At 75.8% G+C, this 4523-nt stretch carries 4 protein-coding genes; 3 read left to right on the plus strand and 1 reads right to left on the minus strand.

Annotated features, from left to right (window positions below):
• Positions 1 to 21 precede the first annotated feature (21 nt).
• Positions 22 to 189, minus strand: a complete 168-nt coding sequence (locus tag AWW66_RS34705) for a hypothetical protein (RefSeq protein ID WP_169807205.1) — start codon at positions 187 to 189, stop codon at positions 22 to 24.
• A gap of 154 nt (positions 190 to 343) precedes the next feature.
• On the opposite strand from AWW66_RS34705, the gene AWW66_RS31385 reads away from it, so the two are divergent.
• The 3 genes from AWW66_RS31385 to AWW66_RS31395 form a co-directional block, all read left to right on the plus strand.
• Positions 344 to 1195, plus strand: coding sequence for an LOG family protein (locus AWW66_RS31385; protein ID WP_067374252.1), 852 nt, complete (start codon positions 344 to 346; stop codon positions 1193 to 1195).
• A 2-nt stretch (positions 1196 to 1197) separates the two neighbouring features.
• Positions 1198 to 1743, plus strand: a complete 546-nt coding sequence (locus AWW66_RS31390) for an LOG family protein (protein WP_067374254.1) — start codon at positions 1198 to 1200, stop codon at positions 1741 to 1743.
• Positions 1744 to 1872: 129 nt separating this feature from the next.
• On the plus strand, positions 1873 to 4523 hold a 2651-nt coding region (locus AWW66_RS31395), incomplete at its 3' end, for an ATP-dependent helicase (RefSeq protein ID WP_425413316.1).

Genomic DNA, 4523 nt, shown 5'->3' on the forward strand with positions numbered 1-4523 from the left:
GGCGGGCGTCACCGTGGTCGGTCAGGGCGTGCGGGTCAGGGTGGCCGGCCCGGTGGGGCTGTCGGTCGGGTCGCCGGTGTGGTCGGTGCTGGCCTCCACGAGGCGGGTGCGGCGGCGCTCGGCCACCACGTCGCGGATCCGTCGCTGCATCTGTCGCCTGATCCGGATCATCTCGCTGTTGCTGATCACGCTCTGCTCCTCCCCCGAAGCGTGCGCCGGGGCATACCCGGTATGTGAATAGTAAGACGTACGGGCGACCGAATTAGTTGCCCAAGATCACGATTTCTTTGCTGGTCGGCCGGGCGACACACCCGAAAGGTGCCGCTCCATTACGGTTGCTCCCATGAGTCACGACGACGGGCGCGCCACCGGCCGGGCTCCGGGGCGGGAACGGCACCGGGGCGCCGTCACCCTGCGGCGCGGCGCCATTCCGACCAGCACCGCCGACCAGCGACTGCTGGACTCGCGCGGGCGCGGCGACTGGAAGACCCGGGACGCCTGGCGGGCGCTGCGCATCCTCTCCGAGTTCGTCGAGGGCTTCGACACCCTCGCCGACCTGCCGCCCGCGGTCAGCGTCTTCGGCTCCGCCCGCAGCAAACCGGACAGCCCCGAGTGCCAACTCGCCGAGTCGGTCGGCGCGGCCCTGGCCCGTGCCGGGTACGCGGTCATCACCGGGGGTGGACCGGGCGTGATGGAGGCGGCCAACCGGGGGGCCAGCGAGGCGGGCGGGCTCTCCGTCGGCCTCGGCATCGAACTCCCCTTCGAGCAGGGCATCAACGACTGGGTCGACCTGGCCATCGACTTCCGCTACTTCTTCGCCCGCAAGACCATGTTCGTCAAGTACGCCCAGGCGTTCGTGGTGCTGCCCGGCGGCTTCGGCACCATGGACGAGCTGTTCGAGGCGCTCACCCTGGTCCAGACCGGGAAGGTCACCCGCTTCCCGGTGGTCCTGATGGGCACCGAGTACTGGCGTGGCCTGCTCGACTGGCTGCGCGACACCATGGCGGCCGACGGCAAGATCGGGCCGGTCGACCTGGAGCTGATCTGCCTCACCGACGACGTCGACGCCGCGGTACGGCACATCGTGGCCGCCGAGGCCGCCCTCTCCGCCGAGCAGGAGGCCGTCCGCGAGGAGAGCGTCGCCCGCACCGCCGCCGACCAGCGGGCCGCCGCCGACGAGTCGCGGGAGGGGTGAGGATGGCGGCGATCTGCGTCTTCTGCGCCTCCTCCCGTACCCTCGACCAGCGCTGGCTGGACCTCGCGGCCGAGACCGGCGCGGAGCTCGCCCGCCGGGGACACACCCTGGTCAGCGGCGGTGGCCGCGTCGGCATGATGGGTGCCCTCGCCGAGGGCGCGCGGGCGGCCGGCGGCACCACGGTCGGGGTGATCCCGCAGTCCCTGGTCGACCTGGAGGTCGCCGACCTGGCCTCGGACGAGCTGCTGGTCACCGACTCGATGGCCAGCCGCAAGACCCTCATGATCGAGCGGTCGGACGCCTTCCTGACCCTGCCCGGCGGGCTCGGCACCCTGGACGAGCTGTTCGAGGTCTGGACCACCGCCACGCTGGCCATGCACACCAAGCCGATGGTGCTGGTGGACACCGACGGCTTCTACCGTCCGCTGCTCGACTGGCTGGCCGCCTGCACCGACCAGAACTTCCTCAAACCGGCCGGCCTCGACCTCCTCACCGTCGCCCCCACCCCCGCCGCCGCCCTCGACCTCCTCACCCCCCACCTGGGGTAAGGAAGGGCCCCCTGTTAACGCTTCCGGTAGAGGAGGGGCCCCTTCTTAACACCCTCTGACCGAGGACGGGGCGAGGGGGAGTGGGTGGGGGTGGGGCGGGGTGTCGGTGGGGGATGGTGGGATGACGGGATGCAGGCGTATCGGCTGGTGCGGCGGGGGCGGACGGTGGCCGCCGGGCCGGGGGCTGCGGCGGTCGGGCCGGGAGTGGCGTCCCCCGGGCCGGGAACTGCGGCGGCCGGGCCGGGGGCTGCGGCGGTCGGGCCGGGGGCTGCGGCGGTCGGCTCCGATGGGGGTCGGGAGGGTTCCGCCGGGACGGCGGCCGGGGTCGCCGGGGAGCCGGTGCGACGGGACGATCCGGTCCAGGCGGAGGTGGTCGGGCACACCGACGGGCCGATGCTGGTGCTCGGCGGGCCGGGCACGGGCAAGACCAGCACCCTGATCGAGGCGGTCGCCGCCCGGGTCGCCGAGGGGGTGGACCCGGAACGGATCCTGGTGCTCACCTTCAGCCGGCGGGGCGCCACCGACCTGCGGCGGCGGATCGAGGCCCGGGTCGCTCGGGACGGGCACCGGGTGCTCCGGGAGCCGCTGGTGCGGACCTTTCCCGCGTACGCGTTCGGGCTGCTGCGGCGGGCCGCGGCCGAACGGGGTGAGCCGTCGCCCCGGCTGCTCACCGGGCCCGAACAGGATCTGATCATCCGGGAACTGCTGGACGCGGTGGGCGTGGCGCCGGGCCCCGGCGGGACCCGCCCGGCCGGCGGGCCGGTCGACGGTACCGGGGCGGGCGCACCGGGCGGGCCGGGCACGCGCACACCGGGCGGAGCCGACGGAACGGGCAGAGCCGACGGAACGGGCGGGTCGGGTCACGGCGACGGCGGGGTGCCCGACGAGGACCCGGTCGGGTGGCCGGAGGACCTGCGGCCGGCGCTGCGGACCCGGGCGTTCGCGGCCCAGTTGCGCGACCTGCTGATGCGGGCGGCGGAGCGCGGGGTCGGCCCCGCCGAGCTGGCCCGGCTCGGCGAGCGGATGGGCCGTACCGACTGGCCGGCTGCCGCGCGCTTCCTCCGGGAGTACGTCTCGGTGCTCGCCCTGCGCGACGTGAGCAACCGGGGCTCGGTCGCGTACGACCCGGCCGAGCTGGTACGGGCCGCCCGGGGGCTGCTGCTCGACGACCCCGAGGTGCTGGCCGCCGAGCGCCGCCGCCTGGCGTACGTGTACGTCGACGAGCTGGCCGACACCGACCCGGCCCAGGTGGACCTGCTGGAGGTGATCGCCGGGGGCGGCAAGCCGCTGGTCGTCTTCGGTGACCCGGACTCGTCCACGTACGCCTTCCGGGGGGCGGACCCGCAGGTGGTGACGGCCTTCCCGCACCGGTTCCGGACCGCCTCCGGAGCACCGGCGGCCCGGGTTCTGCTCACCACCTCGTACCGGTCGGGGGCCCGGCTGCTGGCCGCCGCCGCCCGACTGGCCCGGCGGTTGCGCGGCCCGGCGGCGCACCGGCGGCTGACCCCGGTACCGGACGCCGCACCCGGCACCGTGGCGGTGCACACCTTCCGCTCCGCGACCAGCGAGGCCGCCTGGCTGGCCCACGCCCTGCGTACGGCGCACCTGCTCGACGGGGTGCCCTGGTCGGAGATGGCGGTGCTGGTGCGCTCCACCGCGCGGCAGTTGCCGTCGCTGCAACGGGCGCTGCACGCGGCCGGGGTGCCGGCGGTGGTGCACGGCGAGGATCTGCCCCTGCATCTGCAACCGGCCGTCGCGCCGCTGCTGCTCCTGCTGCGCTGCGCGTTGGAGCCGGCGCGGCTGGACGAGGAGGCGGCGGTGGCGTTGCTGCACTCACCCCTCGGTGGCGCGGACCCGCTGGCGGAGCGGCGGCTGCGGCAGGGGTTGCGGGCCCTCGCGCTGGCCCGGGGCGACCGTCGGCCCTCCGGGGAGCTGATCGTCGACGTGCTGCGCGACCCGGAGGAGCTGGGTGAGATCGACCGGCGCTGGGCCGAGCCCGCGCAGGCGGTGGCCGGCCTGCTGGCCGTCGCCCGGGAGGCCGCCGAGCGGCCCGCCGCCACCGCCGAGGACGTGCTCTGGGCCGTCTGGGACGCCAGCGGCCTGGCCGACCGGTGGGCCGGCGCGATCGTGCGCGGCTGGGCGGCGACCGGTGAACACGAGACCGCGCAGCGCTGGCGGGCCGAGGCGGCCGACCGGGACCTGGACGCCGTCCTGGTCCTCTTCGACGCGGCGGCCCGGTTCGTCGACCGGCTGCCCGGTGCGCGGGCCGAGGTCTTCCTCGACCACGTCCTGAATCAGGATCTGCCGGCGGACACCCTGGCCGCCAGCGCCGACCGGGGCGACGCGGTCCGGCTGCTCACCGCGCACGCCGCGAAGGGCCAGGAGTGGGACCTAGTCGCCGTCGCCGGTGTGCAGGAGGGGGTCTGGCCCGACCTGCGCCTGCGGGGCAGCCTGCTCGGCTCGGAACGCCTGGTCGACGTGCTCGCCGGCCGGGCCGACGGCGCCGGCCGGCTGGCCGGCCTGGTCGGCCAGACCTCGGCCCTGCTGGACGAGGAGCGCCGGCTCTTCCACGTCGCGGTCACCCGGGCCCGCCGCCGGTTGCTGGTCAGCGCGGTCGCCTCCGCGTCGGTCGGCGGCGACGACCACGAGGAGCAGCCCAGCCGCTTCCTCTACGAACTCGGCCCCACCGAGCCGCCGGACGACGCCACGGAACCGCCCGCCGACCCCGCCGACCCCGCCGACCCCGCCGGCCCCACCGGGCCGATCGGCGGGCCGCCCGC

Source organism: Micromonospora rosaria, assembly GCF_001567585.1.
Taxonomy (GTDB): domain Bacteria; phylum Actinomycetota; class Actinomycetes; order Mycobacteriales; family Micromonosporaceae; genus Micromonospora; species Micromonospora rosaria.

Bases quoted from the DNA above. Each gene is read 5' to 3' on its own strand.
- AWW66_RS31385 (WP_067374252.1), top strand. From the start codon at position 344: ATGAGTCACGACGACGGGCGCGCCACCGGCCGGGCTCCGGGGCGGGAA.
- AWW66_RS31390 (WP_067374254.1), top strand. From the start codon at position 1,198: ATGGCGGCGATCTGCGTCTTCTGCGCCTCCTCCCGTACCCTCGACCAG.